The sequence below is a fragment of the Pseudomonas trivialis genome (genome assembly GCF_036864995.1).
Classification (GTDB): domain Bacteria; phylum Pseudomonadota; class Gammaproteobacteria; order Pseudomonadales; family Pseudomonadaceae; genus Aquipseudomonas; species Aquipseudomonas trivialis.
Map to the genome: position 1 here is coordinate 1,096,180 of NZ_CP142151.1, position 25,308 is coordinate 1,121,487.

At 61.6% G+C, this 25,308-nt stretch carries 24 protein-coding genes; 14 read left to right on the plus strand and 10 right to left on the minus strand.

What is annotated here, in order from left to right; translation table 11 throughout:
- The first annotated feature begins 103 nt into the window (after nucleotides 1-103).
- Together VRB54_RS04780 and VRB54_RS04785 are read left to right on the plus strand one after the other, a co-directional pair.
- Nucleotides 104-1,051, plus strand: coding sequence for a LysR substrate-binding domain-containing protein (locus tag VRB54_RS04780; protein WP_338479721.1), 948 nt, complete (start codon nucleotides 104-106; stop codon nucleotides 1,049-1,051).
- Nucleotides 1,052-1,264: 213 nt separating this feature from the next.
- Nucleotides 1,265-1,675 carry an HPF/RaiA family ribosome-associated protein gene (locus VRB54_RS04785; protein ID WP_057006756.1) on the plus strand — a complete coding sequence of 137 codons (411 nt, stop codon included), beginning with the start codon at nucleotides 1,265-1,267 and terminating at the stop codon, nucleotides 1,673-1,675.
- 64 nt (nucleotides 1,676-1,739) lie between these two features.
- Here the strand turns inward: VRB54_RS04785 and fecA are convergent, their stop codons facing one another.
- From fecA to VRB54_RS04800, 3 genes are all read right to left on the minus strand, one after another.
- Complete coding sequence (fecA, locus tag VRB54_RS04790; protein WP_338479722.1) at nucleotides 1,740-4,079, minus strand: TonB-dependent Fe(3+) dicitrate receptor FecA; 2,340 nt, start codon at nucleotides 4,077-4,079, stop codon at nucleotides 1,740-1,742.
- Nucleotides 4,080-4,169: 90 nt separating this feature from the next.
- A complete protein-coding gene (locus VRB54_RS04795; RefSeq protein WP_338479723.1) occupies nucleotides 4,170-5,111 on the minus strand; it encodes a FecR domain-containing protein in 942 nt (313 codons plus the stop codon).
- Nucleotides 5,108-5,596, minus strand: a complete 489-nt coding sequence (locus VRB54_RS04800) for a sigma-70 family RNA polymerase sigma factor (RefSeq protein WP_338479724.1) — start codon at nucleotides 5,594-5,596, stop codon at nucleotides 5,108-5,110. The genes VRB54_RS04795 and VRB54_RS04800 overlap by 4 nt, the downstream gene beginning before the upstream one ends.
- Before the next feature lie 170 nt (nucleotides 5,597-5,766).
- On the opposite strand from VRB54_RS04800, the gene VRB54_RS04805 reads away from it, so the two are divergent.
- Genes VRB54_RS04805 through VRB54_RS04825 form a run of 5 tightly spaced genes read left to right on the plus strand, consistent with a single transcriptional unit; the run spans nucleotide 5,767 to nucleotide 9,530 of the window.
- Nucleotides 5,767-6,069 carry a DUF3649 domain-containing protein gene (locus VRB54_RS04805; RefSeq protein ID WP_209989015.1) on the plus strand — a complete coding sequence of 101 codons (303 nt, stop codon included), beginning with the start codon at nucleotides 5,767-5,769 and terminating at the stop codon, nucleotides 6,067-6,069.
- Nucleotides 6,066-7,640, plus strand: a complete 1,575-nt coding sequence (locus VRB54_RS04810) for a PepSY-associated TM helix domain-containing protein (protein WP_338479725.1) — start codon at nucleotides 6,066-6,068, stop codon at nucleotides 7,638-7,640. The genes VRB54_RS04805 and VRB54_RS04810 overlap by 4 nt, the downstream gene beginning before the upstream one ends.
- A 1-nt stretch (nucleotide 7,641) precedes the next feature.
- Nucleotides 7,642-7,968 (plus strand): DUF3325 domain-containing protein, encoded by a 327-nt coding sequence (locus tag VRB54_RS04815; protein WP_338479726.1) that lies wholly within the window; start codon nucleotides 7,642-7,644, stop codon nucleotides 7,966-7,968.
- A 9-nt stretch (nucleotides 7,969-7,977) separates the two neighbouring features.
- On the plus strand, nucleotides 7,978-8,556 hold the full coding sequence (locus VRB54_RS04820) for an RNA polymerase sigma factor (protein ID WP_338479727.1): 579 nt from the start codon (nucleotides 7,978-7,980) through the stop codon (nucleotides 8,554-8,556).
- Entirely contained in the window at nucleotides 8,553-9,530 is a 978-nt protein-coding gene (locus tag VRB54_RS04825; protein ID WP_338479728.1) for a FecR family protein, read from the plus strand. Before VRB54_RS04820 ends, VRB54_RS04825 begins: the two co-directional genes overlap by 4 nt.
- Here the strand turns inward: VRB54_RS04825 and VRB54_RS04830 are convergent, their stop codons facing one another.
- Complete coding sequence (locus VRB54_RS04830; RefSeq protein ID WP_338479729.1) at nucleotides 9,531-9,881, minus strand: glutaredoxin family protein; 351 nt, start codon at nucleotides 9,879-9,881, stop codon at nucleotides 9,531-9,533.
- The gene (gene yejK / locus VRB54_RS04835; RefSeq protein WP_338479730.1) at nucleotides 9,881-10,885 is read right to left on the minus strand and encodes a nucleoid-associated protein YejK; all 1,005 of its coding nucleotides are present in this window, start codon (nucleotides 10,883-10,885) and stop codon (nucleotides 9,881-9,883) included. The genes VRB54_RS04830 and yejK overlap by 1 nt, the downstream gene beginning before the upstream one ends.
- A gap of 397 nt (nucleotides 10,886-11,282) precedes the next feature.
- Here yejK and VRB54_RS04840 point away from each other — a divergent pair, with 397 nt between their 5' ends.
- Nucleotides 11,283-11,564 (plus strand): HU family DNA-binding protein, encoded by a 282-nt coding sequence (locus VRB54_RS04840; protein WP_003188840.1) that lies wholly within the window; start codon nucleotides 11,283-11,285, stop codon nucleotides 11,562-11,564.
- 67 nt (nucleotides 11,565-11,631) lie between these two features.
- Here the strand turns inward: VRB54_RS04840 and rlmF are convergent, their stop codons facing one another.
- The 5 genes from rlmF to VRB54_RS04865 all read right to left on the minus strand — a co-directional run bounded on the left by rlmF (nucleotide 11,632) and on the right by VRB54_RS04865 (nucleotide 18,252).
- Nucleotides 11,632-12,648, minus strand: coding sequence for a 23S rRNA (adenine(1618)-N(6))-methyltransferase RlmF (gene rlmF / locus VRB54_RS04845; protein WP_338479731.1), 1,017 nt, complete (start codon nucleotides 12,646-12,648; stop codon nucleotides 11,632-11,634).
- A gap of 218 nt (nucleotides 12,649-12,866) precedes the next feature.
- Nucleotides 12,867-15,713, minus strand: a complete 2,847-nt coding sequence (locus VRB54_RS04850) for a valine--tRNA ligase (protein ID WP_338479732.1) — start codon at nucleotides 15,711-15,713, stop codon at nucleotides 12,867-12,869.
- 210 nt (nucleotides 15,714-15,923) lie between these two features.
- Nucleotides 15,924-16,271, minus strand: coding sequence for a DNA polymerase III subunit chi (locus tag VRB54_RS04855; protein WP_338481055.1), 348 nt, complete (start codon nucleotides 16,269-16,271; stop codon nucleotides 15,924-15,926).
- Between the two features lie 7 nt (nucleotides 16,272-16,278).
- Nucleotides 16,279-16,707, minus strand: a complete 429-nt coding sequence (locus VRB54_RS04860; protein ID WP_338479733.1) for a DNA polymerase III subunit chi — start codon at nucleotides 16,705-16,707, stop codon at nucleotides 16,279-16,281.
- A 54-nt stretch (nucleotides 16,708-16,761) separates the two neighbouring features.
- On the minus strand, nucleotides 16,762-18,252 hold the full coding sequence (locus tag VRB54_RS04865) for a leucyl aminopeptidase (RefSeq protein WP_231423036.1): 1,491 nt from the start codon (nucleotides 18,250-18,252) through the stop codon (nucleotides 16,762-16,764).
- 283 nt (nucleotides 18,253-18,535) lie between these two features.
- On the opposite strand from VRB54_RS04865, the gene lptF reads away from it, so the two are divergent.
- From lptF to era, 6 genes are all read left to right on the plus strand, one after another.
- On the plus strand, nucleotides 18,536-19,654 hold the full coding sequence (gene lptF / locus VRB54_RS04870) for an LPS export ABC transporter permease LptF (RefSeq protein WP_338479734.1): 1,119 nt from the start codon (nucleotides 18,536-18,538) through the stop codon (nucleotides 19,652-19,654).
- On the plus strand, nucleotides 19,647-20,726 hold the full coding sequence (gene lptG, locus VRB54_RS04875) for an LPS export ABC transporter permease LptG (RefSeq protein ID WP_057006742.1): 1,080 nt from the start codon (nucleotides 19,647-19,649) through the stop codon (nucleotides 20,724-20,726). The genes lptF and lptG overlap by 8 nt, the downstream gene beginning before the upstream one ends.
- A gap of 146 nt (nucleotides 20,727-20,872) precedes the next feature.
- Nucleotides 20,873-22,672: a translation elongation factor 4 gene (gene lepA / locus VRB54_RS04880; protein WP_338479735.1), complete on the plus strand. Its 1,800-nt coding sequence runs from the start codon at nucleotides 20,873-20,875 to the stop codon at nucleotides 22,670-22,672.
- Nucleotides 22,673-22,677: 5 nt separating this feature from the next.
- Entirely contained in the window at nucleotides 22,678-23,532 is an 855-nt protein-coding gene (gene lepB, locus VRB54_RS04885) for a signal peptidase I (RefSeq protein WP_057006740.1), read from the plus strand.
- A 147-nt stretch (nucleotides 23,533-23,679) separates the two neighbouring features.
- On the plus strand, nucleotides 23,680-24,369 hold the full coding sequence (gene rnc, locus VRB54_RS04890) for a ribonuclease III (protein ID WP_003188856.1): 690 nt from the start codon (nucleotides 23,680-23,682) through the stop codon (nucleotides 24,367-24,369).
- Nucleotides 24,362-25,264 carry a GTPase Era gene (gene era, locus VRB54_RS04895; protein ID WP_124422514.1) on the plus strand — a complete coding sequence of 301 codons (903 nt, stop codon included), beginning with the start codon at nucleotides 24,362-24,364 and terminating at the stop codon, nucleotides 25,262-25,264. Before rnc ends, era begins: the two co-directional genes overlap by 8 nt.
- The last annotated feature ends 44 nt before the right edge of the window (nucleotides 25,265-25,308 follow it).

Consider the following 25,308-nt stretch of genomic DNA (forward strand, 5'->3'; position numbering starts at 1 on the left):
TGCCATCTTTTGTGGGACGAGCGCAATTGGCGTGATACTGAGCGTGTGGATTGGTGCTGACCAACGAATTATCCTAAGAAACCCTTTAGCAGGACTAAACCCTATGCCACGTCCCCTCCATGGCCAGACCTATATGTGGCTGCATGTGTTTTCCTGCGCCGCGAGGCACTTGTCATTTACCCGTTGCGCAGAGGAATTGCACATCACGCCGGGCGCGGTGAGCCAGCAAATCCGCCAGTTGGAGGAGCGCCTGGGCTTTCGGCTGTTTCATCGACGGGCTCGGGGCGTGGAGCTCAGCGCCGAAGGGCAGCGGTTGGCGACCACGGTGGGGGAGGCGTACGGCAGCATCGACGCCGAACTGCAGCGGCTGGATGCGGGCATGATCAGTGGCACCCTGCGGCTGCGCTCGATCCCGTCGTTTCTCGGCAAATGGCTGACGCCGCGCCTGCCACGGCTGCAGCAGCGTTTTCCCGACATCCAACTGCGTCTGGTTGCCGAAGACAGCAGCGTCGCCCTGCATGAAGGGGATTTCGATCTGGCCATTGACCTGAATGACGGCAGCTACCCCGGCCTGTTATCCACAGCCCTGCTGGATGAGCAGATTTTTCCGGTGTGCGCGCCCAGCCTGCTGCGTGGCCGCCCGCCGCTGCACGGGCCGGCGGACCTGGTGCACTTTCCATTGCTGCACGACATTACCGCCTGGCGTGGGAGTTATGAGTACGCGGAGTGGGAGTTCTACCTGAATGAAATCGGCTATCACCACGCCGATGTGCGCCGTGGGCACACGTTCAACCGCAACCATTTGACCATCGAGGCCGCCATCGCCGGCATGGGCGTGGCCATCGCGCGGCGCACCTTGCTCAACGATGAGCTGGAACGCGGCACCTTGATCGTGCCATTCGGCCTGGCCGTACCCAACCATAAACGCTATGTGCTGCTGTACGCGCCGGGTGCGCTGAATCATCCGGGTGTGCGGGCGGTGCATGATTGGCTGGTGGAGGAAGCGGGAAATTTTCGCGTATTGCACCCGTTGGGGGAGGGGCAATCATGAGGAAATGTGGTCGTAAGAAGATGTAACCAACTCCCCACCCTAACAGCGTTTCTGCTTGTCGTCAGGGTTAATTTGTAATGTAGGATTTATCTTTGCAAAGGGGTTGAATTGTTTCAGCGGGTGCTCAATTGTGTAAGCAGGAGGTCATGGTTTCACCACCCCGGTGTTGCAGTTTGTGATCTCTGGCGAGCTAGCTGAAATAAGGGAAGAACTATGCAAATCCAAGTCAATAGCGATAACCATATTGAAAGCAGCATCCGACTGGAGGAGTGGGTACGTACTACCATTGAAAGCACGCTCGAACGTTATGAAGAAGACCTGACCCGCGTTGAGGTTTACCTGCGCGATGAGAACGGCGACAAGCCCGGTCCTCACGATTTAAGTTGCCGCCTGGAAGCACGGCCAAAGGGCCATCAGCCGCTGTCGGTCCTGCACAAGGCCGATACCCTGGAACAGGCAATCGACGGTGCAGCCACCAAGCTCGATCACGCGCTGGAGCACTTGTTCGGCAAACTGCAAGGCAAGCCCCGCGCTGCCGCGAAAAACCAGCCGATCAATAAAGTGAATGAAGACGCGCTGGAACAGGAATTCCTGGAAAACGAAAACGCCGCGATCAACAGCTGACGGTTTTTCACCCCCCTGATAAAACGGGCCTGCAGATGCAGGCCCGTTTTCGTTCAAGCGTCGATCAGAATGCGATGGAGGTTTGCACGTACACCGTGCGCGGCTCACCGACGTATTTGCCCTTGTTGTTATCGTCAAACGAGCGTGTGTAGTACTGCTTGTTGAAGATGTTTTTCACGCCCACTGCCACGTTCAAATCCGACAGTTGCGGGCCGAAATCGTAGGCCGCGCGGCTGCTGAACAACATGTAGCCGGGAATGCGCCCGTTGGCACCGTCGGCGCTTTCGGCGCGGGTGTTGGCGTTGTCGGCGAACTGGCTGCTCTGATAGCTGCTGTCCAGGTTGAGCTTCCAGTGGCCTTCGGTGTAGCCCACGCCCAGGGTGCCTTTGTGTTTGGACGAGAAGGGCACGCGGTTGCCCTTGTTCGGACCGTCTTCGCGGATGGTGGCGTCGACATAGGCGTAGCTGGCGTACACATCAAAGCCGACCAGCGCCGGGCTCAAGCCGTCGAGGGCGTAGTTGACGCTCGACTCGACGCCCTGATGACGCGTCTCGCCGCGAGCGATCACCGAATCGTTGGTCTGGTTGCTTTCGTACTGGTTGTCGAAGTTGATCAGGAACGCGCCGATTTCCGCGCGCAGGTTGCCGTTGTCATAGCGCGTACCCAGTTCCCAGGTGCGGGCCTTCTCCGGTTTGACTTCGCCGCTGCTCACGCGGTTGGGCATCTGGCTGTATTGCACGCTGCCGAACGAACCTTCGGTGTTGGCGTACAGGTTCCACTCGTCGGTGACGTGATAGAGCACGTTCAGCGCCGGCAGCGCGGTGTTGTAGTCGCCCTTGTACTTGACGTTGCTGAGGTTGTTGGTCTGCTGCGACTCGATCATCTCGTAGCGAATGCCCGGGGTGATGGTCCATTTGCCGATATCGATCCGGTCATCGATAAAGAACGCATTGGCTTCGGTGCCGCCACGGGTGTCGCGGTCGTTGCGACTGTTGGTGGTGGGCATCTGCTGGTTGTTGGCCGAGATCGGCGTGCGGTAGCGCAGCTCGTGACCGGCTTCGTTGATGTAGCGGTAGCCGATGCCCATTTCATGGCTGGTGGGACCGAGGTCGAAGCCCTGGGCGAAGCGGGTCTCAATGCCGCGTACCCAGTATTCGCGCGGCGACAGGGAAAGGAAGCTGCCCTGGTCCAGGTAACCGCTGCGCAGGGTCTTGGTGAAGAAGCTGTTGATGGTGAATTCGCGGCGGTCCTGCTCGTAGCGGTAGCCGACGTTGAACATCGTGCGACGGCCCCAGAATTTGTCGTAGGCGCGGGTGGACTGGTACGGATCGGCCTTGTAGTCGGCCACGTTCAAACCGCCGGGCATGTCGGCCTGGCCTTCGTAGTACTGCGCCATGGCGTTGAAGCTGTTGGCGTCGTCCAGTTGGTATTTGCCCTTGAGGATCAGGTCGTCGATACGCGTGTCGCTGTTTTCGCGCCAGTCGCCGCCACGGGTGCCCGAATACAACAGGGCGCCGCCCAGGCCATTGTCGGCGGTGCCGCCAGCAAGCAGGTTGCCGGTGGTCTTGAAGCCGTCGTGGCTGGAAGACGGGCTGGTTTCGGTCTGCAGGCCGCCCTTGACGGTGGGCGCATCCGGGATCGCGCGGGTCACGAAGTTGACCACGCCGCCCACGTTCTGAGGGCCGTAACGCACTGCACCACCGCCACGCACCACGTCGACGGCGTCCATGTTGCCCATGCTGATCGGCGCGAACGACAGCTGCGGCTGGCCATAGGGCGCGAACGGCACCGGAATGCCGTCCATCAGCACGGTGGAGCGCGATGCCAGGCGTGGATTGAGGCCGCGAATGCCGAAGTTCAGCGCCATGTCATGACTGCCGGTGCCGTTGTTGTCCGGGGCATTGACGCCGGGGATACGGTTGAGCACGTCCTTGGCCTGGGTGGCGCCCTGGCGTTCGAATTCCTCGCGGCGGATCACATCGCGGGCGCCGGGGTGTTCGAAGACGTTGGTCTGCGCAGCATCGCCGAGCCAGTCGCCGACCACGCTGGAGGTGGCCAGCTCCAGCGTGGCCGGCGCGTCTGCCGGTTGCAGACTGAAGGCGTTGTTGCCTTCAGCGCGGGCTTGCAGGCCGGTGCCTTCCAGCAGTTTGTGCAGGCCTTCGGCGGCGCTGTAATTGCCCGACAATCCACGGGTCTGCATGCCGGCCGTCACTTCGGAACCGAAGGAAATCAGCACACCGGCTTCGCGGCCAAACTGGTTCAGGGCTGTTTCCAGCGAGCTGGGGGCGATGTGATAAGGCTTGGCATCGGCCGCCATGACGGGCGGCAACAGGATGAAACTGAGGCTGGCGCCCAGTAACAAGTGGCGCAGGGTGCGGGCGAGCAGGGAGGGTTGCTGGGGCATGGGACGCGGTCCTGAGAAGACGGATCAAGGGGGCTTTCCTTCTCTGTCACGCGAGGTATGGAAAACGGCTCACTCGGTAGGAAAATATTTTCAGGCACGCGCCTGCACGGTGACCCAATAGCGGGTAAACCGCCGCACTTTTACCGGCAGGCTGACTTCCAGCAGGTCGAGAATGCGCTCGCTGTCGTCCAGCGGATAACTGCCGGAGATCAGCAAGTTGGCCACCTGCGGATCGCAATTGAGCTGGCCGCGCCGATAGCGGCCCAGTTCACCGAGGAAATCCTCCAGGCGCATGTGCGCGGCCATCAGCATGCCGTCGGCCCAGGCGCCGCTGTTGGCGTCGGTGGACCGTGGCGTGTCCCAACCCTTGCGGGTGAAATTGACCTGACGCGCGGCGTCCACTGTCAACGGCAGGCCGCTGTAGCGGTTGGGCATCACCTCGACATGGCCGTCGAAGACCGCCAGTTGCGTATGGTCATTGAACTGACGCACGTTCAGCCGCGCTGCCTGGCTGCTGAGCAGGCCCTGGCCGGTCAGTACGCGCAGCGGTGTGTCGCCGGTGCGGGCGGTCAGCAGGATTTCCCCTTCGAGCAGGCGGATCAGCCGCTGTTGACCATCGAAATGTACATCCACCGCACTGCCGGTGTTGAGTTTGAGCTGACTGCCGTCCGCCAGTTGTACCGTGCGGCGCTGACCCACCGGGCTGCGGTAGTCGGCGCTCAGCGGCGGCAGCATATGTTGCTGGCGCAGGCCCCAGGCCGCCGCCGAGCCGGCGCCGAGGATCAACAGCAGTTTAAGCGCCTGACGCCGGCTGCTGGGCTTGGGCGCGTTCAGTGCTGCGTGGGCGAGAGGCGAAGGCATGCCGCGCAGACGCTGGTTGACGCGCTGGATGTGATCCCAGGCGCGCTGATGTTCGCTGTGGGCATTCAGCCACTGTTTCCAGGCTGCCTGCTGGCGCGGGTTGAGCGCGCCTTGCTGCATTTCCATCAGCCAGTGCACGGCTTGTTCGGCCACCTGGGTCGAGAAATTCATAGGGCAAAGTAGCAGCGCATGGCCGCTTTGTTCAGGTGGCGTTTGACGGTGGCGAGGGAGATGCCCAGTTCGGCGCCGATCTGCGCGTAGGTCAGGCCATCGAGCTGGGCCAGCAGGAACGCACGTTTGACGAGCGTTGGCAGGCCGTCCAGCAACTGGTCAAGCTCCAGCAGGGTTTGCAGAATGATCGCGCGTTCTTCTTCCGACGGCGCGACCTGTTCCGGCATCTGCGCGAGGGCGTCAAGATAAGCGCGCTCCAGGTCCTGGCGGCGGTAGAAGTTGAACAACACCCGCTTGGCGACGGTGGTGAGGAACGCGCGGGGCTCGATCAGTGTGGGTGTTGGCGGCGCGGTGAGCACGCGCATGAAGGTGTCCTGCGCCAGGTCTGCAGCACTTTCCGGGCAGCCAAGCTTGCGTCGCAACCAGCCGTTGAGCCAGTGGTGATGGTCCTGATACAAAACTTCGACGGTGGTGGACGGGCTCAACGCAAACACTCCGCAAGCATGAGCAAGCTTTAGAGAACAAGAATTGTTCGCATTGTAGGGCGCGCGAGTGGGTTCGGCAATGCGCCAGCGCAGGTGATTCATCCGTTCGGTTTTGCTTATGAGAATATTTATCATTAATATCGCCAGCTGAATAATCTGGCGCCGCCGCAATGAAAAGCAAAACCACACTGCCCGTCTCCTACCGCCTCGCCGTCACCTCGCGCGTGCTGGCGGCCGTGGTCGGCGGCTACCTGATGGCGTCTCTGGCCGCCGTTTGCCTGGCGCTGTGGCTGCCCACGTCACGCGCCGATGCGGTGGTGACCGGCATGATGAGCTCATTCGTGTTCTACCTGCTCGCGGTGCTCTGGTGCTTCGCCTGCCGCAGCGCCTGGCGGGCCTGGTTTGGCGTGATGCTGCCGACGGCGGCGTTTGCCACCCTGGCGGGCGTGGGGTTGTGGATGGTGCGCACATGAAAGAGGGCTTTCGTCAGGCCATGGCCTGGTTGCATACCTGGGCCGGACTGATCTTTGGCTGGCTGCTGTTTGCGATTTTTCTGACAGGCACCATGGCCTATTTCAAGGACGAGATCACCCACTGGATGCAGCCCGAGGTGCAGGCGCATCCGCTGGACGATGCGCGCAGCCTCACCGTCGCCCAGGCCTACCTGCAGCAGCACGCGCCCGACGCCGCGCGCTGGTTTATCACCTTGCCCAACAGCCGCGATCCCGGCCTGTCGGTGATGTGGCAAGACAAGCTCGACCCCGGCAAGCGCGGCAATTTCGTCCAGAAGGTCGTTGATCCGGTCAGCGGTCAGGCTGTGCAAGCCCGAGACAGCAAAGGCGGCGAGTTCTTCTACCGTTTCCATTTCCAGCTGCAAATGCCGTATCCATGGGGCCGCTGGCTGTCGACGCTTGCGGCCATGGTGATGTTCGTGGCGCTGATCACCGGCATCGTCACCCACAAGAAAATCTTCAAGGACTTCTTCACCTTCCGCCCGCGCAAGGGCCAGCGTTCGTGGCTTGACGGGCACAATGCGGTGGGGGTGCTGGTGCTGCCGTTCCACTTGATGATCACCTACAGCAGCCTGGTGATTTTCATGAGCATGGTCATGCCGGCGCCTATCATGGCGTCCTACGGCGACGACAGCCGCGCGTTCTTCAGCGAGCTGTTCCCCGCCACCGACAACGCGCCGGCCCTCGGGCAGCCGGCACCGTTGCAGTCGCTGGTGCCGATGTACACGCAGGCACGCGCGCAGTGGGCGGGCGGGCAGGTTGGCCGGCTGGCGGTGAACAACCCGGGCGATGTGAATGCGTCGGTGAACATATTCCGCTCAGGCTCCGACCGCGTTGCGCAGGACTTTGGCAGCGTGGTGTCGTTTAACGGCGCCACGGGTGAGTTGCTGCGGGTGGGCGGCGGGCAGTCGTTGCCGACGCTGGTCAGCGGCACGTTCTATGGCCTGCACATCGGCCATTTCGCTGGCCCGATGCTGCGCTGGCTGTACTTCATCTGTGGCCTGGCCGGCACGGCGATGATCGGCACCGGGCTGGTGATGTGGCTGGGCAAGCGCCAGCTCAAGCACGCCAGGAACGGTGTCATGCCGTTCGAATTGCGACTGGTGGAGACGCTGAACATCGCCAGCATGTCCGGGCTGCTGATCGCCATCGGCGCGTTCTTCTGGGCCAACCGCCTGCTACCGGCGAGCTTTGCCGAGCGTTCCGATTGGGAGGTGCAGGCGTTCTTTATTACCTGGGGCCTGAGCCTGTTGCATGCCGCGCTGCGCCGCGGCCGCCAGCGCTGGGTCGAGCAACTGAGCTGCGCGGCGCTGTTGTTTGCGGCCGTGCCGCTGTTGAACGTCATCACCACCGATCAGCACTTGGGCGTGTCACTGGCCAGGGGCGACTGGGCCATGGCCGGCTTCGACCTGACATGCCTGGGCAGCGGAGCCTTCCTGGCCTGGGCCGCGTGGAAGATGCGGCACCGCACGGTGCCTCAGCCCAAGGCCGAACGCGTCCCTCGGCTGAACCTCAAGCAGGAGGCTCACTGACATGCTGCTCGCGCTGCTGTTGTGCTACGCCGGGTTCACTGCGCTGTGCCTGTCCACCGACCGGCACCACGGCGAGCTGCTGCACAGCAAGCCAACGCCACGGCGCCGTCTCGGTTTGCGCGCGAGCGGCTGGCTGCTGTTGCTCGGCTCGATCTGGCCGGCCGTCGCCATTGCCGGTTGGAGCCAGGGCCTGGTGGAGTGGTGCGCGGTGCTGATGCTCAGCGCACTGCTGCTGGTGCTGCTGTTGCCCTATCGGCCAAGGCTGGCCTTGAGCCTGGCGGGTGCCGGGTTGCTGGCCAGCCCCGTTGCGGCGTTTGTGACCCTCTGAGCCGCCGCCATGATGATCAGCATGCCACCGGATTCCGAAGACAGCCCACCCGCTGATGCAGTGTGCGGCCGTGCGCATTTTCTGCAGGTGTTTTTGTCTCAGCGTTCGCAGATGGAAGCCCTTGTGAGCCGGCGCGTCGGTTGCCGCGCGACAGCGGCCGACCTGGTGCAGGATTTGTTCCTGCGCTTCTGGCGCCGGCCGCTGGTGCAGGTCGAGGAACTCAGCACTTATCTGCTGCGCTGCGCCGGCAACATCGCCATTGACCACCTGCGCAGCGAAGGTGCCCGCGTGCGCAGCCGTGAAGGCTGGCTGCCGGAGCAACAGGACAATCACGGCGCCGAACCCCAGGCCGCGCTGGAGGCGGGCAATGATCTGCGTCACGTCGAAGCCGCCCTGCGCAGCCTGCCGGAGCGAACCCGGCAGATCTTCCTGCTCAACCGCATCCACGGGCGCAAATACGCGCAGATCGCCAAGGCCATGGGGCTGTCCCAAAGCGCCGTGGAAAAACATATGATGCGCGCCCTCGAAGCCTGCAAGGCCAGCCTTCGCGAGCCACCGCCTCCACGCACGCCAGGGAAAGCACCGTGAACGTCCAACCGACCCCCGCTCAGCAACAGGCCGCGCTCGCCTGGCTGAGCCTGCTGCACGATGAGCCCAGCAGCGGCGACCAGTTCAGGTTCAGCCACTGGCTGCGGGCCGACCCCGCCCATGCCGAGGCGTACTCCCAGGCCCAGGTGCTGTGGGAATTGAGCGAAGAGCCTGCGCGAACACTCGCGGATGAAGAGGTGCTTGTGTTGCAGGGCTACCTGAACGCCATGGCCACCTCCAGGCGCTCGCGGGTGGCGCGCTGGTCGGGTGCGCTGGCGATGGCCGCCTGTCTGCTGGTGATGGTATCGATGGGCGCCGGCTGGCAGCCGTCGCGTTGGGTCGATGACTTGGGCGCCGATTACGTGACCGCGCCGGGGGAGGTGAAGACTTTTATGCTCGTCGATCAATCCAGCGTCACCCTCGATGCGGACAGCGCGATTGCCGTGGATTTCAGCCATGGTGAGCGGCATATCCGGTTGCGTCGCGGTGCCGGTTTTTTCAAGGTGAGCCACACCGGCGAGCCCTTCGCGGTCGAGGCGGGCAGTGGAGAAGCGCGGGTGCTGGGCACGCAGTTCGAAGTGCGCCTGCAACCGGCGGGCGCCGAGGTGACGGTGTTGTCGGGGCGCGTCGGTGTCACCGCTTCAAAGCAGGGCCCGCAGCAGATCCTGACGGCCGGCCAGCAAGTGGCTTATGCCGATGGACTGGCCGAGCCCTTGCACGCGGTCGACAGCGAATCACGCCTGGCCTGGCGCGAGGGTTGGCTCAACTATTACAAGGCGCCGTTGGCCGACGTGATCAAGGACCTGGGCCGCTATTATCCGGGGCGGATCCTGTTGCTCAACGAGGAGATGGGCGCCAGGCGCGTGAGCGGCAGCTTTCCAAGCAAGGACCCGGCGGCCGTGCTGACGGCTTTGCAGGCCGTGCTGGGGTTCGAGCAACACAGCCTGCTGGGCCGGGTGATCGTGGTGCGCTGATTATTTCAGCGCCGCCATGATCGCGTCCGGGTTGTAATCCCGAATCAACGTGCCGTTCACGTCCACAAACGGAATGCCGCCGCCGCCCAGCGCTTCGTACGCCGTGCGGGCCTGGGCGTCCTTCTCTATATCGAAGGCCTGGTAAGGAATGCCTTTCTTGTCCAGAAAGCGGCGGATCTGCTTGCAGTAGCCACACCATTGCGTGGAATAAAGCACCACGCGCGCCGACGTGCGTACCTGCTCCGACACCACCTGCGACGGATTGAACGCCCGCTCGATCTTGCCCCAGTTCTGGATCACCACCACGACCAGCAACACCAGCAGGACTTTTTTAAAGACCCCGCCGAGCATCAGTTGCGGCGCTTGAGCTGGTCGGTCAGTTGGGTCGGCAGGCCCTTGATGATCAGCGTGCCTGCGGCTTCGTCGTACTCGATCTTGTCGCCCAGCAGGTGCGCTTCAAAGCTGATCGAGAGGCCTTCGGCGCGGCCGGTGAAGCGGCGGAACTGGTTAAGGGTGCGCTTATCGGCCGGAATCTCCGGCGACAGGCCGTAATCCTTGTTGCGGATGTGGTCATAGAACGCCTTGGGCCGATCCTCGTCGATCAGGCCCGACAGTTCCTCCAGGCCCATGGGCTCGCCAAGCTTGGCCTGGCTGCTGGCGTAGTCCACCAGGGTCTTGGTCTTTTCGCGGGCGGACTCGTCCGGCAGGTCTTCGCTCTCAACGAAGTCGCTGAACGCCTTGAGCAGGGTGCGGGTTTCGCCGGGGCCGTCGACGCCTTCCTGGCAGCCGATGAAGTCGCGGAAGTATTCCGAGACCTTCTTGCCGTTCTTGCCCTTGATGAACGAGATGTACTGCCTGGACTGTTTGTTGTTCTGCCACTCGGACACGTTGATGCGCGCCGCCAGGTGCAACTGGCCAAGGTCCAGATGGCGTGACGGGGTTACGTCCAGCTCGTCGGTCACCGCCACGCCTTCGCTGTGGTGGAGCAGGGCGATCGCCAGGTAGTCGGTCATGCCTTGCTGGTAGTGGGCAAACAGCACATGGCCGCCGGTGGAGAGGTTGGACTCTTCCATCAGCTTTTGCAGATGCTCGACCGCTGTGCGGCTGAAGGCGGTGAAATCCTGGCCACCGTCGAAATACTCTTTCAACCAGCCGCTGAACGGGTGCGCGCCGGACTCGGCATGGAAAAACCCCCAGGCCTTGCCTTGCTTGGCGTTGTAGCTCTCGTTGAGGTCGGCCAGCATGTTCTCGATGGCGGCCGATTCGGACAGCTCCGAGTCGCGCGCATGAAGAACTGCAGGTGTGCCGTCGGGTTTTTTGTCGATCAGGTGGACGATGCAATGACGGATCGGCATAGGCTTCTCGGCTGGTTGAGGGGGAGCGGTGGGCCTCCCCAAAAAGTCGTCCAGTGTACCGCACCCATTGGTCGGGGCGCGCCTGGAAGCTGTTTTGCCCGCTCGCTTACGGGCCATATGCCTTTTTTTCACGGTTTAGAGCGATAAAGCTGACCAAATGGGTAGGTAGAGGCGGATATTTCCCCGTCTCTGTGCTAGTTTTGCCCGGTCTTGCGCCAAGTCTCGGCGTTAAGCGTGCATTCAGCATCTGTCAGGTCGAACCAATCCCTGTTTAGAGCATCTATAACCCCGATCTCCGACGGTTATAAGCCAGGGGTGCCAGGCCTAGATGGCAGGGCTCGATGGCTGACACTGCACTCTGCAATCCATATGAATTTGATAGGGAAGGAACACCACAATGGCTATTACTAAAGACCAACTGATCGCTGACCTGGCTGAAGCAGTAGACGCACCGAAAACCACCGTGCGCGCTCTGCTGGACCAACTGAGCCAGGTTGTTGCCGATCAGCTGGAAAACGGCGGCGAAATCACTCTGCCAGGCGTTGGCAAACTGAAAGTGACCGAGCGTCCTGCCCGTACTGGCCGTAACCCTTCGACTGGCGCTGCCATCGAAATCGCTGCCAAAAAAGTTATCAAGCTGGTTGTGGCCAAAGGCCTGACCGACGCTGTTAACAAGTAAGACGCAGCAAAAAAAACCGTGCTCCGGAGCGATCCGGGCACGGTTTTTTGTTGCCTGCGATTTAGTCCTAGCGCACCCAGCGCTGGCGCCACAGTTGCTGTTCGTTTTTGGTCTGGAAAGTCCAGGCCACGAACCGGCTCTGCTTTTGCCCCTGTGACATCTCCACCACCTGGCTCTCCAGCACGCCGGCTTTTTTCAGGGCGGTTTCGATGGTCGGCAGGTTGGAGGCTTTTGACACCAGGGTGCTGAACCACAGCACCTTGTGCGCAAAATGCGCGCTCTCGGCGATCAACTGCGTCACGAAGCGCGCTTCGCCGCCTTCACACCACAGCTCGGCCGACTGGCCACCGAAGTTCAGCACCGGCAGCTTTCGCTTCGGATCGGCCCTGCCCAGGGCACGCCATTTGCGTTCACTGCCCTTGGTGGCTTCATCCATGGACGCGTGGAACGGCGGGTTGCACATGGTCAGGTCAAAACGCTCGCCCGGCTCCAGCAGGCCCAGCAGGATCTGCTTCGGGTTGGGTTGCAGACGCAGCTGGATGACCTTGCTCAGGTCGTTGGACTGCACGATGGCCTTGGCCGCTGCGACGGCGGTAGGGTCCACCTCGGAGCCGAGGAAGTTCCAGCGGTATTCCATGTAGCCAATCAGCGGGTAGACGCAGTTGGCGCCCATGCCGATATCCAGCACCTTGACGATCGAACCACGCGGGATCTTGCCTTCATTGCCGCTGACCAGCAGGTCGGCGAGGAAGTGCACGTAGTCGGCGCGCCCCGGCACCGGCGGGCACAGGTAGTCGGCCGGTATATCCCAATGCTGGATGCCATAGAACGACTTGAGCAACGCCCGATTGAAGACGCGCACCGCGTCGGGGCTGGCGAAGTCGATGCTTTCCTTGCCATACGGGTTGATGATCACGAATTGCGCCAGTTCCGGCGTGGTCTTGATCAACGCCGGGAAGTCGTAACGGCCTGTGTGGCGGTTGCGCGGGTGCAGGGTAGCCTCTTTGCGCGGTGCGACGGGCTTGGCCGTGGCGGCGGTTTTGGGCTTCTTGCGCGGAGGTTTAGGCGTAGTGGGGGCGGTCATGTTGATTCTGGTGTTGGCTCAAAGTGGGGGGCATTGTCACACATTCCCCCTGTCTACCTGGGTTAAATGTGGGACCTGGCTTGCCTGCGATAGCATCCCCCTCGGTTGGACTGCCAGACCGAGTCGCCTGCATCGCAGGCAAGCCAGCTCCCACACTGATCGGGTTTGCAGGGCAAAAAAAGAGACCCGAAGGTCTCTTTTCTCACACGGCTCAAGCCTTACAGGCTGGAAATCCGCGCATGCTGCTCCGCCAGCTTGCCCAGGGCCTGTTCAGCCTCGGCCAGCTTGGCGCGTTCCTTGTCGATCACTTCAGCTGGCGCCTTGTCGACGAAGGCCGCGTTGGACAGCTTGCCGCCTACCCGTTGCACTTCGCCTTGCAGGCGCAGCATTTCCTTGTCGAGACGGGCCAGTTCCGCGCCCTTGTCGATCAGCCCGGCCATCGGCACCAGCACTTCCATGTCGCCCACCAGTGCGGTGGCCGACAGCGGTGCTTCGGCGCCATCAGCCAACACGGTGATCGACTCCAGCTTCGCCAGTTTCTTGAGCAGCGCATCGTTCTCATCGAGACGACGCTGATCCTCGGCGCTGGCGTTCTTGACGAACACTGCGAGTGGCTTGCCCGGCCCGATGTTCATTTCGGCGCGGATGTTGCGCGTGCCGAGCATCAGGGTCTTGAGCCATTCGATATCGCTTTCGGCGGCTTCATCGATGCGGGCTTCATTGGCCACCGGCCACGGCTGCAGCATGATGGTTTTGCCGTCGATACCGGCCAGCGGCGCCAGGCGCTGCCAGATTTCTTCGGTGATGAACGGCATGAACGGATGCGCCAGGCGCAGCGCCACTTCCAGCACGCGCACCAGGGTGCGACGGGTGCCGCGCTGGCGTTCGACCGGCGCGTTTTCGTCCCACAGCACCGGCTTGGAAAGCTCCAGGTACCAGTCGCAATACTGGTTCCAGATGAACTCGTACAAGGCCTGTGCCGCCAGGTCGAAACGGAACTGGTCGAGCTGGCGGGTCACTTCGGCTTCGGTGCGCTGCAACTGCGAGATAATCCAGCGATCAGCCAGGCTCAGCTCATAGGCTTCGCCGTTCTGACCGCAGTCCTCGCCTTTGTCCAGCACGTAGCGCGCGGCGTTCCAGATCTTGTTGCAGAAGTTGCGATAGCCTTCGACGCGGCCCATGTCGAACTTGATGTCGCGACCGGTGGACGCCAGCGAGCAGAAGGTAAAGCGCAGGGCGTCGGTGCCATAGCTGGCAATGCCGTCGGCGAATTCGTCGCGGGTCTGCTTCTCGATTTTCTTCGCCAGTTTCGGCTGCATCAGGCCCGAGGTGCGCTTTTCTACCAGCGCTTCGAGTTCGATGCCGTCGATGATGTCCAGCGGGTCCAGGACGTTGCCTTTGGACTTGGACATCTTCTGGCCCTGGCCATCACGCACCAGGCCGTGCACATACACGGTCTTGAATGGCACCTGCGGCGTGCCGTCTTCGTTTTTCACCAGGTGCATGGTGAGCATGATCATCCGGGCAACCCAGAAGAAAATGATATCGAAGCCGGTGACCAGCACGTCGGTGGAGTGGAATTTCTTGAGGAATTCAGTCTGCTGCGGCCAGCCGAGCGTCGAGAACGTCCACAGGCCCGAGCTGAACCAGGTGTCGAGTACGTCGTTGTCCTGTTGCAGCGCAATGTCCGCGCCCAGGTTGTGCTTGGCCCGTACTTCGGCTTCGTCGCGTCCGACATAGACCTTGCCCGACTCGTCGTACCAGGCCGGAATGCGATGGCCCCACCACAGTTGACGGCTGATGCACCAATCCTGGATGTCACGCATCCACGAGAAGTACATGTTTTCGTACTGCTTGGGCACGAACTGGATGCGACCGTCTTCGACAGCGGCAATCGCAGGCTCGGCCAGCGGCTTGGTGGACACATACCACTGGTCGGTCAACCACGGTTCGATCACGGTGCCGGAGCGGTCGCCCTTCGGCACTTTCAGACCGTGGTCGTCCACGCTCACCAGCAGGCCGGCGGCATCGAACGCGGCAACGATCTGCTTGCGCGCTTCGAAACGGTCCAGGCCTGCGTATGCGGCCGGGATCTTGCCGTCGATGCTGTCGTTGAGTGTGCCGTCCAGGTTGAACACCTGGCAGGCCGGCAATACGGCGGCGTTTTTATCGAAGATGTTCACCAGCGGCAGGTTGTGGCGCTTGCCGACTTCATAGTCGTTGAAATCGTGGGCCGGGGTGATCTTCACGCAGCCGGTGCCGAATTCGGGATCGCAGTAGTCGTCCGCGATGATCGGAATGCGGCGGCCGACCAGCGGCAGCTCGACGAATTTGCCGATCAGGGCCTGGTAGCGCTCGTCATTCGGGTTAACCGCGACGGCGGCATCGCCGAGCATTGTTTCCGGACGGGTGGTGGCGACGATCAGGTAGTCGTTGCCTTCGGCGGTCTTGGCGCCGTCGGCCAGCGGGTATTTGAGGTTCCACAGGAAACCTTTCTCGTCGTGGTTTTCCACTTCAAGATCGGAGATTGCCGTATGCAGCTTGGTGTCCCAGTTGACCAGGCGCTTGCCACGGTAGATCAGGCCGTCTTCATGCAGGCGCACGAAGGCTTCTTTCACCGCCTCCGACAGGCCATCGTCCATGGTGAAGCGCTCGCGGCTCCAGTCGACGGACGAACCCAGGCGGCGGATCTGACGGCTGATATTGCCGCCGGACTGGTCTTTCCATTCCCAGATCTTCTCCAGGAATTTCTCGCGGCCCAGGTCATGACGGCTTTGGCCGGTGGCTTCCAGTTGACGCTCCACCAGCATCTGCGTGGCGATGCCGGCGTGGTCGGTGCCCGGCTGCCACAGGGTGTCTCGACCCTGCATGCGGCGGAAACGGATCAACGCATCCATGATTGCATTGTTGAAGCCATGGCCCATGTGCAGGCTGCCAGTGACGTTCGGTGGCGGAATCATGATGGTGTAGGGGTCGCCCGCACCTTGTGGGGCGAAATAATTCTCGGACTCCCAGGTGTTGTACCAGGAAGTTTCAATAGCGTGGGGCTGATAGGTCTTATCCATGCGCGGCGGGACCCTAGTTGGCATTTATTCAGGAAAGCCGGCAAGTATAACGGGGGATAGGGGAGAGGGCGAGACGAAGACAGGCTTAAGGGGTACGCGATCAACTGTGGGAGGGGGCTTGCTCCCGATAGTGGCGTATCAGCTATGAATTGATGACTGACACACCGCTATCGGGAGCAAGCCCCCTCCCACACGGGATATGGGTGAAGCTCAGGACTGGTATTGGCTGAGCAGCCGCTCCATCCGTGCACCCAGTCGGCGCTTGATCTCGGTTTCGATGTGCGGGGCGTAATCGTCGATCACGTCCTGCATGATCAATTGCGCAGCGGCACGCAGCTCGTTGTCCAGGTGCAGCAACAGGGCGTCCTGCGGTTTTTCCGCTGTCGCGGCGGCAGGCTTCGGTGCTGGCGTGTCGAACGCCATGGCAATCTGTGCCTCGTCCACCACCGCTTCGGTCAGCAACGGCGGCTGCAGGTCATCATCACCCAGCAGCTGACGGATCGACTCGAGGTCGTCCAGTAAATGGTCGTCTTTTTTAATCGGGTTTGGCGTGTCCATCATCTACTCAAAGTCGTTGTAGCCGGTGATCCTGCAGAGGATAGCCCTGTTCGCGATAGAAACGAAAACTCTCCCGCGCGGCCTGACGAACAGCCGGGTCTTCCACCACCACCTCCGCCACGCGGGCGAATGCCCTGGCAAAGGCCGGTACTTTCAGGTCCAGGTTGATCAGCAGGTCCTGGTGATCGCCGCAGCTGTCGCCCAACCCCAGCACCACACGGCCGTCGGGTTCGGATTCTGCGGGACCGTGGGGCACGAAGCTTTCGCCCTTGAAGCGCCACAGGCGCGCATCCAGCTCATCGCGCTGGCCGGCATCGCTGCAATGCAGGTAGATGCGGTGGCCCATGCGCCAGGCTTTTTCGGTGAGCTTGCAGGCAAAGTCCAGGCGCGCGAGCGGGTCGGCGCTGGGCAATATATAGAAGTCGACTTGGGTCATTGCGGTTCCTGAGGCCGGGACGGCGAAATGATCACCGCCCCGGCGTCTTCAGTTTCAGGCCTTGGCGCGATCCAGCAGGTACTGGGTCAGCAGGGGCACCGGACGGCCGGTGGCGCCCTTATCCTTGCCGCCGCTGGTCCAGGCGGTGCCGGCGATGTCCAGGTGGGCCCAGTTGAAGTTCTTGGCAAAGCGCGACAGGAAGCAGGCCGCGGTGATGGTGCCGGCTTTCGGGCCGCCAATGTTGGCGATGTCGGCGAACGGGCTGTCCAGCTGTTCCTGGTACTCGTCGAACAGCGGCAATTGCCAGGCGCGGTCGTCGGCTGCCTGGCCGGCGCTGAGCAGTTGCTCGATCAACTCGTCGTTATTGCCCAAAAGGCCCGAAGTATGGGCGCCCAGGGCGACCACGCAGGCGCCGGTCAGGGTTGCGATGTCGATCACGGCCTGTGGCTTGAAGCGCTCGGCGTAGGTGAGGGCGTCGCACAGCACCAGGCGGCCTTCGGCGTCGGTGTTGAGGATCTCGACGGTCTGGCCGCTCAGGGTAGTGACGATATCGCCCGGACGGGTCGCGCCGCCGCTCGGCATGTTCTCGGCGCAGGCCAGGATGCACACCAGGTTGATCGGCAGCTTGAGTTCCAGCACGGCACGCAGGGTGCCGAACACGCTTGCGGCGCCGCCCATGTCGTACTTCATCTCGTCCATGCCCAGGCCAGGCTTGAGGCTGATGCCGCCGGTGTCGAACGTGATGCCTTTACCTACCAGGGCGTAAGGCTTCTCGGACTTCTTGCCGCCGTTGTATTGCATCACGATCAAGCGTGGAGGCTGGTCGCTGCCCTGACCCACGGCGTAGAACGAGCCCATGCCCAGTTCCTTGATCTTTTTCTCGTCCAGCACTTCAACCTTCAGCCCCTTGAACTCCTTGCCCAGTGCCTTGGCCTGTTCGCCCAGGTACGTCGGGTGGCAGATGTTCGGCGGCAGGTTGCCCAGGTCACGGGTGAACGACATGCCGTTGGCAATCGCGGTGGCGTGGGTCACGGCGCGCTGCACTTCGGCCTGGGCGGCTTTGATGGTCAGCAGGGTGATTTTCTTGAGCGCGCGCGGTTCGGCTTTCTGGCTTTTGAACTGATCGAACACGTAGCCGCCGTCCACCAGGCTTTCGGCCAGCAGGCGGGTCTTGCCGTAGCTGTCACGGCCCTTGACGACGATTTCATCGAGTGCCAGCACGGCCTCGGTGCCGCCCAGGCCCTTGAGGGTGGTGAGGAGGGTGCTGATGATCTTGCGGAACGGGCGGTCACCCAGTTCGGCGTCCTTGCCCACTCCCACCAGCAATACGCGGTCGGCCTTGAGGTTGGGCAGGCTTTGCAGCAGCAGGCACTGGCCCACTTTGCCGGCCAGGTCGCCGCGCTTGAGGATCGCGCTGATGGCGCCGCCGCTCAATTCGTCGAGTTGGCTGGCGGCGACGCCCAGCTTGCGGCCTTCGCCGATGGCGACCACGAGGGTGGCGGTCTTCAACGTTTCGGGGCTAACGCTTTTTACAACCAGTTCCATGTTCGGGTCCCTTATAAAGGTCGGTGAGCCTGGCGTCTGTATAGCCAGGCTTAAAGCGAGGCAGCTGTGTAAACCGCCCGCGACAAGGGCCGCAGTTTGAACCTCGCAGGCGAAGCCTGACAACCCTCGGCGCACGCTTTGTGCTCGCGCATGAGGTTGCTCCGTGACAGGCGCGGTCAATCACAGGATAATGCGCCATCTTTTTAGCCGGCCCGTGCAAACGGGTCGCTCGGTATGCTTGCTTGTTTGGCCGCCTTAGCCTGACAACCCTGGAGTGTCTGGTTTGATCGTCTTCCGTTATCTATCCCGCGAAGTCCTGCTGACCCTGAGTGCCGTGAGTGCGGTATTGCTGGTCATCATCATGAGTGGTCGTTTCGTCAAATACCTGGCCCAGGCGGCTTCCGGCGCCCTCGACCCCGGTTCGCTGTTCCTGATCATGGGCTTTCGCCTGCCGGGTTTTTTGCAGTTGATCCTGCCGCTGGGCCTGTTTCTCGGGATCCTGCTGGCTTATGGCCGACTGTACCTTGAGAGCGAAATGACCGTGCTGTCGGCGACCGGCATGAGCCAGCAACGCCTGCTGGCCATGACCATGATCCCGGCAGCCGGCGTTGCGCTGATCGTGGCCTGGCTGAGCCTGAGCCTGGCGCCCCAGGGCGCCATGCAATTTCAGCTGGTACTGAACAAGCAGGACGCCATGACCGAGTTCGATACCCTCGAACCGGGCCGCTTCCAGGCGCTCAACGACGGCACCCGGGTGACCTACACCGAAACCCTGACCGACGACCGCGCCAACCTCGGCGGGGTGTTCATCTCCGAAAAACGCCTGGGCCAGGACAAGAAGGACCGTGGCATCTCGGTGCTGGTCGCCGATGCCGGGCGCCAGGAAGTGCGCCCCGACGGCAGCCGCTACCTGATCCTGGAAAACGGCTATCGCTATGATGGCAGCCCCGGCCAGGCCGACTACCGCGCCATCAAGTACGACACCTACGGCGTGATGCTCGCGCGGCCGGACGTCAGCGACGAAGTCACCGACCGCGATGCGATCCCCACCCAGGAGCTGTTCGGCAGCACAGAACTGCGCTCCATTGCCGAGTTGCAATGGCGTATTTCCCTGCCGCTGCTGGTGTTTATCGTGACCCTGATGGCTGTGCCGCTGTCGCGCGTCAACCCGCGCCAGGGCCGCTTCCTCAAACTGCTGCCGGCGATCCTGCTGTACATGGCCTACCTCACCATCCTGATTTCCGCCCGTGGCTCCCTGGAGAAGGGCAAGCTGTCGCCGACCCTTGGTCTGTGGTGGGTGCACGCGATCTTCCTGGTGATCGGCCTGGGGCTGCTGTACTGGGAACCTATCCGCTTGAAAATGAAGAGCCGTCGTGGCCAGAAGGAGATGGCGCGTGGTTAAGCTCGATCGCTACATTGGCAAAAGTGTACTGGTCGCCATCCTGGCGGTATTGGGCATCATCCTCGGTCTGGCGTCACTGTTTGCCTTTATTGATGAGGTCAGCAACGTCAGCGACACCTACACGGTGACCGACGTGCTGAGCTACGTTGCCCTCACCGCGCCACGCCGTCTCTACGACATGATGCCGATGGCCGCGCTGATCGGTTGCCTGATCGGCCTGGGCAGCCTGGCCAGCAACAGCGAACTGACCATCATGCGCGCTGCCGGGGTTTCCGTCGGCCGTATCGTCTGGGCGGTCATGAAGCCCATGCTGCTGCTGATGGCGTGCAGCGTGCTGATCGGCGAGTACGTCGCGCCGCCGGCCGAAACCACCGCCCAGGCCAATCGCGCCCTGGCCCAGGGTTCCGGCGATGCGCAAAGCGCCAGGCACGGCCTGTGGCACCGCCAGGGTGAAGAATTCATCCACATCAACGCCGTGCAACCAGGCGGCCTGCTGATCGGGGTGACGCGCTACACCTTCGACAAAGAGCGCCACATGTTGTCGTCCAGTTTCGCCAAACGTGCGCAGTACAGCGCCAATCAGTGGCAACTGACCGACGTCACCACCACTTATTTCCGCAATGTGGGTCAGGGCACCAAGGCCAGTACCGAAGTGATCAACGTGCCGACCGAGCAATGGGACATTGCCCTCAAGCCGGAGCTGCTCAATACCGTGGTGATGATCCCGGAAAGCCTGCCGATCTCCGGGTTGTGGAGCTATATCCATTACCTCAAGGACCAGGGCCTGAACAACGGCCGTTACTGGCTGGCATTTTGGGTCAAGGTGTTGCAGCCGGTGGTCACCGCCGCGCTGGTGCTGATGGCGATTTCGTTCATCTTCGGCCCGTTGCGCTCGGTCACCCTCGGCCAGCGCGTATTCACCGGTGTGCTGGTGGGCTTTACCTTCCGCATTGCCCAGGATCTGCTCGGGCCGTCGAGCCTGGTGTTCGGTTTCTCGCCGCTGTTTGCGGTGCTGGTGCCGACCGCCATCTGCGCCCTGGCCGGGTTCTGGCTGCTGCGCCGCGCCGGGTAAGAATGCCCCGGCAAGCGAAAGGCCCCGTATTGACGGGGCCTTTTGCGTTCTGGACAGCAAAGATGACGTCTGGCCCGAGCATCAGGTACAATTCCCGGCTATTTTTCAGCGGGCAATCTGCCTGCAGCCTTTTTGAGTGTTGATCCGTGAGTGATTTGAGTCATATCCGCAATTTCTCCATCATCGCCCACATTGACCATGGCAAGTCGACGCTGGCCGATCGATTCATCCAGATGTGCGGCGGCCTTGCCGAGCGTGAAATGGAAGCCCAGGTCCTGGATTCCATGGACCTCGAGCGCGAGCGCGGGATCACCATCAAGGCCCACAGCGTCACCCTGTACTACACCGCCAAAGACGGTATCCGGTACCAGCTGAACTTCATTGACACTCCTGGCCACGTTGACTTCACCTACGAAGTCAGCCGCTCGCTGGCAGCCTGCGAAGGTGCGTTGCTGGTAGTGGATGCGGGCCAGGGCGTGGAAGCCCAGTCCGTGACCAACTGCTACACCGCCATCGAGCAGGGCCTTGAAGTGATGCCGGTGCTGAACAAGATCGACCTGCCCCAGGCCGATCCGGACCGCGTCAAGGAAGAAATCGAAAAAATCATCGGCATCGACGCCACCGACGCCGTCGAGTGCAGCGCCAAGACCGGCCTGGGCGTGGACGAAGTGCTCGAGCGCCTGGTCAAGACCATCCCGGCCCCCACTGGCAATTACGAAGATCCGCTGCAAGCGTTGATCATCGATTCCTGGTTCGACAACTACCTGGGCGTTGTTTCCCTGGTACGCGTGCGCCACGGCCGTGTGAAGAAGGGCGACAAGATCCTGGTCAAGTCCACTGGCAAGATCCACCTGGTGGACAGCGTCGGTGTGTTCAACCCGAAACATACCGCGACCACGGATCTGAAAGCCGGTGAAGTAGGCTTCATCATCGCCGGTATCAAGGACATCCACGGTGCGCCGGTGGGTGACACCCTGACCCTCAGCTCCACGCCTGACGTCGACATGCTGCCGGGCTTCAAGCGTATCCAGCCGCAGGTTTACGCCGGCCTGTTTCCGGTCAGCTCCGACGATTTCGAAGACTTCCGCGAGGCCCTGCAAAAGCTGACCCTCAACGACTCGTCGTTGCAATACACCCCGGAAAGCTCCGACGCCCTGGGCTTCGGCTTCCGCTGCGGGTTCCTCGGCATGCTGCACATGGAGATCATTCAGGAGCGCCTTGAGCGCGAATACGACCTGGACCTGATCACCACCGCGCCAACCGTTATTTTCGAATTGTTGCTGAAAACCGGTGAAACGATTTACGTCGACAACCCCTCCAAGCTTCCAGACCTGTCTTCCATCGAAGACATGCGCGAACCGATCGTGCGCGCCAATATCCTGGTGCCCCAGGAACACCTGGGCAACGTGATTACCCTGTGTATCGAAAAACGTGGCGTGCAGCACGACATGCTGTTCCTCGGTACCCAGGTGCAAGTGACCTACGATTTGCCGATGAACGAAGTGGTCCTGGACTTCTTCGACCGTCTCAAATCCACCAGTCGCGGCTATGCTTCGCTGGATTACCATTTCGACCGCTACCAATCGGCCAATCTGGTGAAACTGGATGTACTGATCAACGGCGACAAAGTGGATGCCCTTGCGCTGATCGTGCACAAGGACAACGCGCATTACAAAGGTCGCCAGTTGACCGAAAAAATGAAAGAACTGATTCCGCGTCAGATGTTCGACGTCGCGATCCAGGCCGCCATTGGCGGGCAGATCATTGCGCGAACCTCCGTCAAGGCTCTCAGAAAGAACGTATTGGCCAAATGCTACGGCGGTGACGTAAGCCGTAAGCGCAAGCTGCTTGAGAAGCAAAAGGCCGGTAAAAAACGCATGAAGCAAGTGGGCAATGTGGAAATTCCACAAGAAGCCTTCCTTGCGGTGCTCAGGTTGGATAGTTAGGTCCTATGTCACTAAATTTCCCGCTGTTGCTGGTCATTGCCGTCGCCGTCTGCGGCCTCCTGGCGTTGCTCGATCTGGTGTTCTTCGCGCCACGTCGGCGCGCGGCTATTGCGTCGTATCAGGGCAGCGTCAGCCAGCCTGACGCGGTCGTGGTCGAGAAGCTGAACAAGGAACCGCTGCTGGTTGAATACGGCAAGTCGTTCTTCCCGGTGCTGTTCATCGTGCTGGTGCTGCGTTCGTTCCTGGTGGAGCCGTTCCAGATTCCTTCGGGATCGATGAAACCTACCCTGGACGTGGGCGACTTCATCCTGGTGAACAAGTTTTCCTACGGAATTCGCCTGCCGGTGGTCGACAAGAAAGTCATCGAAGTCGGTGACCCGCAGCGCGGCGACGTGATGGTGTTCCGCTACCCGAGCGATCCGAACGTCAACTACATCAAGCGTGTGGTCGGCCTGCCGGGCGACGTGATTCGCTACACCAGCGACAAGCGTCTGTTCATCAACGGTGAATCGGTGGCCGAGAAGCTGCTGGGCGCCGAGCCGAACACCCTGGGCAGCGCCGAGCTGTATCAGGAAAAGCTCGGTGCGGTGGAGCACCAGATCCGCAAGGAAATGAGCCGCTACCGCGCCACGCCCGATGGCGAGTGGAAAGTGCCGGCCGGGCACTATTTCATGATGGGCGACAACCGCGACAACTCCAACGACAGCCGCTACTGGGATGATCCCAGCATTCCCAAGGAGCTGCTGGGCATGGTCCCCGACCAGAATATCGTCGGCAAGGCCTTCGCGGTCTGGATGAGCTGGCCGGAACCCAAGCTCAGCCACCTGCCGAACTTCTCGCGGGTCGGGCTGATCAAGTAGTACAGGCGGCGCTGTGAACACAGCGCCGAATGCTTTTCTGGGGCCTGGACAATGTCCGGCCTCACGCGGTAACTATCAGGATTTGAATTTGAACACTGCGTCAATCGTCGATGGCCGCCGGTGCCACCAACTAGATATGGATAAACCGTGACCGTTTCTCTGAGTCGTCTCGAGCGCCAGCTCGGCTACACCTTCAAGGATCAGGAATTGATGGTCCTTGCCCTCACACACCGCAGCTTTGCAGGGCGCAACAACGAGCGTCTGGAATTCCTCGGTGATGCCATCCTCAATTTCGCCGCCGGTGAGGCGTTGTTCGAGCGCTTCCCCCAGGCCCGCGAAGGCCAGTTGTCACGCCTGCGTGCACGGCTGGTCAAAGGCGAGACCCTGGCCGTGCTGGCCCGTGGTTTCGGCCTGGGCGAGTACCTGCGCCTGGGCTCTGGTGAATTGAAGAGCGGTGGTTTTCGTCGTGAGTCGATCCTGGCCGATGCCCTCGAAGCCCTGATCGGCGCGATCTACCTGGATGCAGGCATGGAGACCGCCAAAGAGCGTGTGGTCGCCTGGCTGGCATCGGAGATCGAGAGCCTGACTCTGGTCGACACCAACAAGGATCCCAAGACCCGCCTGCAGGAATACCTGCAGTCACGCGGGTGCGAACTGCCACGCTACGAAGTGGTGGATATCCAGGGTGAGCCCCATTGCCGCGTGTTTTTCGTGGAATGTGAAATCACCTTATTGAACGAAAAAAGCCGAGGTCAGGGTGTGAGCCGTCGTATTGCCGAACAGGTAGCGGCTGCTGCAGCACTGATTGCCCTGGGCGTGGAGAATGGCCATGACTGATTCAACCGCAACACGCTGTGGCTATGTTGCCATCGTCGGCCGCCCCAACGTGGGCAAGTCCACGTTGCTCAACCATATCCTCGGCCAGAAGCTTGCGATCACCTCACGCAAGCCGCAGACCACCCGGCACAACATGCTCGGCATCAAGACCGAAGGCCATGTGCAGGCGGTGTACGTCGACACCCCGGGTATGCACAAGGGCGGCGAGAAAGCCCTCAACCGCTACATGAACAAAACCGCCTCGGCGGCGTTGAAAGACGTCGACGTGGTGATCTTCGTGGTCGACCGCACCAAGTGGACCGACGAAGACCAGATGGTCCTGGAGCGTGTGCAGTACGTCACCGGCCCGTTGATCGTGGCGCTGAACAAGACCGACCGCATCGAAGACAAAGCCGAGCTGATGCCGCACCTGACCTGGCTGCAGGAGCAACTGCCGAACGCGCAGATCATGCCGATCTCGGCCCAGCACGGTCACAACCTCGAAGCCCTGGAGCGCGTGATCGCCGGCTACCTGCCGGAAAACGAACACTTCTTCCCGGAAGACCAGATTACCGACCGCAGCAGCCGCTTTCTCGCCGCTGAACTGGTGCGAGAGAAAATCATGCGCCAGATGGGCGCCGAGCTGCCGTACCAGATCACCGTTGAAATCGAAGAGTTCAAGCAGCAGGGCAAGACCTTGCACATCCACGCGCTGATCCTCGTCGAGCGTGACGGTCAAAAGAAAATCATCATTGGCGACAAGGGCGAGCGCATCAAGCGCATCGGCACCGAAGCGCGCAAGGACATGGAGCTGCTGTTCGACTCCAAGATCATGCTCAACCTGTGGGTGAAGGTGAAGGGTGGCTGGTCCGATGACGAGCGTGCATTGCGCTCACTGGGCTACGGCGACCTGTAAGCACACCGCAGGGCAAAAATGTGGGAGGGGGGCTTGTGTGGGAG

Excerpts from the sequence above, each read along its gene's own strand:
- VRB54_RS04815 (WP_338479726.1), top strand. The coding sequence starts at position 7,642 with ATGCTGCTCGCGCTGCTGTTGTGCTACGCCGGGTTCACTGCGCTGTGC.
- VRB54_RS04860 (WP_338479733.1), bottom strand. The coding sequence starts at position 16,707 with ATGACCCAAGTCGACTTCTATATATTGCCCAGCGCCGACCCGCTCGCG.
- fecA (WP_338479722.1), bottom strand. The coding sequence starts at position 4,079 with ATGCCCCAGCAACCCTCCCTGCTCGCCCGCACCCTGCGCCACTTGTTA.
- VRB54_RS04785 (WP_057006756.1), top strand. The coding sequence starts at position 1,265 with ATGCAAATCCAAGTCAATAGCGATAACCATATTGAAAGCAGCATCCGA.
- VRB54_RS04780 (WP_338479721.1), top strand. The coding sequence starts at position 104 with ATGCCACGTCCCCTCCATGGCCAGACCTATATGTGGCTGCATGTGTTT.
- VRB54_RS04820 (WP_338479727.1), top strand. The coding sequence starts at position 7,978 with ATGATGATCAGCATGCCACCGGATTCCGAAGACAGCCCACCCGCTGAT.
- VRB54_RS04865 (WP_231423036.1), bottom strand. The coding sequence starts at position 18,252 with ATGGAACTGGTTGTAAAAAGCGTTAGCCCCGAAACGTTGAAGACCGCC.
- VRB54_RS04855 (WP_338481055.1), bottom strand. The coding sequence starts at position 16,271 with ATGGACACGCCAAACCCGATTAAAAAAGACGACCATTTACTGGACGAC.
- yejK (WP_338479730.1), bottom strand. The coding sequence starts at position 10,885 with ATGCCGATCCGTCATTGCATCGTCCACCTGATCGACAAAAAACCCGAC.
- lepB (WP_057006740.1), top strand. The coding sequence starts at position 22,678 with ATGTCACTAAATTTCCCGCTGTTGCTGGTCATTGCCGTCGCCGTCTGC.
- VRB54_RS04805 (WP_209989015.1), top strand. The coding sequence starts at position 5,767 with ATGAAAAGCAAAACCACACTGCCCGTCTCCTACCGCCTCGCCGTCACC.
- VRB54_RS04850 (WP_338479732.1), bottom strand. The coding sequence starts at position 15,713 with ATGGATAAGACCTATCAGCCCCACGCTATTGAAACTTCCTGGTACAAC.
- VRB54_RS04830 (WP_338479729.1), bottom strand. The coding sequence starts at position 9,881 with ATGCTCGGCGGGGTCTTTAAAAAAGTCCTGCTGGTGTTGCTGGTCGTG.
- VRB54_RS04795 (WP_338479723.1), bottom strand. The coding sequence starts at position 5,111 with ATGAATTTCTCGACCCAGGTGGCCGAACAAGCCGTGCACTGGCTGATG.
- VRB54_RS04810 (WP_338479725.1), top strand. The coding sequence starts at position 6,066 with ATGAAAGAGGGCTTTCGTCAGGCCATGGCCTGGTTGCATACCTGGGCC.
- era (WP_124422514.1), top strand. The coding sequence starts at position 24,362 with ATGACTGATTCAACCGCAACACGCTGTGGCTATGTTGCCATCGTCGGC.
- VRB54_RS04840 (WP_003188840.1), top strand. The coding sequence starts at position 11,283 with ATGGCTATTACTAAAGACCAACTGATCGCTGACCTGGCTGAAGCAGTA.
- rlmF (WP_338479731.1), bottom strand. The coding sequence starts at position 12,648 with ATGACCGCCCCCACTACGCCTAAACCTCCGCGCAAGAAGCCCAAAACC.